Genomic DNA, 1,315 nt, shown 5'->3' on the forward strand with positions numbered 1-1,315 from the left:
CTCCGTATCCGCATCCCCGCCATCCACGTGAACGCCCCGCTGATGGGCCTCGGCCTCACCCCCACCGGCAGTCTGGACGTACCGCCCCCCGAGCGCGAGGACCTCGCGGGCTGGTACGAGGCCGGTACCGCCCCCGGTGAGACGGGCACCGCGATCGTCGCCGGGCATGTCGACAACGCCGACGGGCCCTCCGTCTTCTACCGCCTCGGCGCCCTGAAGAAGGGCGACACGGTGGAGGTCGAGCGGCTCGACGGGACAACCGCCCGNNCACCTGCGGCGGCGGCTACACACCGGGGACCGGGTACGAGGGCAACGTCGTCGTCTTCGCCCACCTCACCGGCAGCTCCGGCAGGTCCATCGGGTGAGCCCGGCTACGCCACCCACTGCTGGTACGCCAGGTTCGCCACCAGCGTGAACACCACCACCAGCAGCACCCCCCGGACGAACCCGCTCCCCTTCTTCATCGCCGTACGCGCGCCCAGCGTCGCGCCGGCCAGGTTGAAGCCGGCCAGCAGCGCGCCGAGCTCCCAGTACACCGTGCCCTGCCAGGCGAAGATCGCCAGGGCGCCGGCGTTGGTGCAGCAGTTGACGATCTTGGCGGTGGCGGAAGCGGTCACGAGGTCGAGGTGGAGCAGCGCGGTGAGCGCGAGGACCAGGAACGTACCCGTGCCGGGGCCGATGAGACCGTCGTAGAAGCCGATGCCGAGGCCCGCGAGTCCGATCGCGGCGAGGGCGCGGCGCGCGGAGACCGGGGTGGTCGCCGGGGCCGTACCGAAAGCGGGCTTGAAGATCACGAAGGCGCCCACACCGAGCAGGACGACCATGATGACCGGCTTCAGGACGTCCGTGCTCATACCGGCCGCGACGAACGCCCCGGCCGACGAGCCGGTGACCGCCGCCAGCCCGATGCGTACCGCGAGGCGCACGTCCACCGGCGCCTTGCGCGCGTACGTCACGGCCGCGCCCGTGGTGCCGACGATCGCCATGGCCTTGTTGGTGCCGAGCGCGAACTGCGCCGCCGACGGGGTGTTCGGCAGCCCCAGCAGGAGTACGGGCATCATGAGGAGGCCACCACCGCCCACGACCGCGTCGATCCAGCCGGCCGCGAGGGCGGCGAGGCAGAGGGCTGCGATCAATGGCAGTGATATATCGGGCATGATCGCCACCTTATGGACTGCTTAGGTGTGGACACCATCATTTTCCGGAAGCTTGAGGATCTCCAGAGGTTCAGCAGCTCACAGCCCGTCACGGCCCTCGGCCCTGCCGCCCACGCACCTCACAGCCGCCTGCCCCGGCCCCTCCCGAACCCTCACAC

Annotated in this window: 1 protein-coding gene and 1 pseudogene; one reads left to right on the top strand and one right to left on the bottom strand. The window is 70.8% G+C overall.

Going from position 1 to position 1,315, the window contains the following annotated elements; genetic code table 11:
- Positions 1-266, top strand: a pseudogene (locus tag AOK08_RS44275) (sortase domain-containing protein); the annotation flags it as partial.
- A 105-nt stretch (positions 267-371) separates the two neighbouring features.
- Here the strand turns inward: AOK08_RS44275 and AOK08_RS41315 are convergent.
- Entirely contained in the window at positions 372-1,157 is a 786-nt protein-coding gene (locus tag AOK08_RS41315) for a sulfite exporter TauE/SafE family protein (RefSeq protein WP_055535649.1), read from the bottom strand.
- Positions 1,158-1,315 lie beyond the last annotated feature (158 nt).

It is taken from the genome of Streptomyces graminilatus, from assembly GCF_001418565.1.
In the GTDB taxonomy this organism is placed as follows: domain Bacteria; phylum Actinomycetota; class Actinomycetes; order Streptomycetales; family Streptomycetaceae; genus Streptomyces; species Streptomyces graminilatus.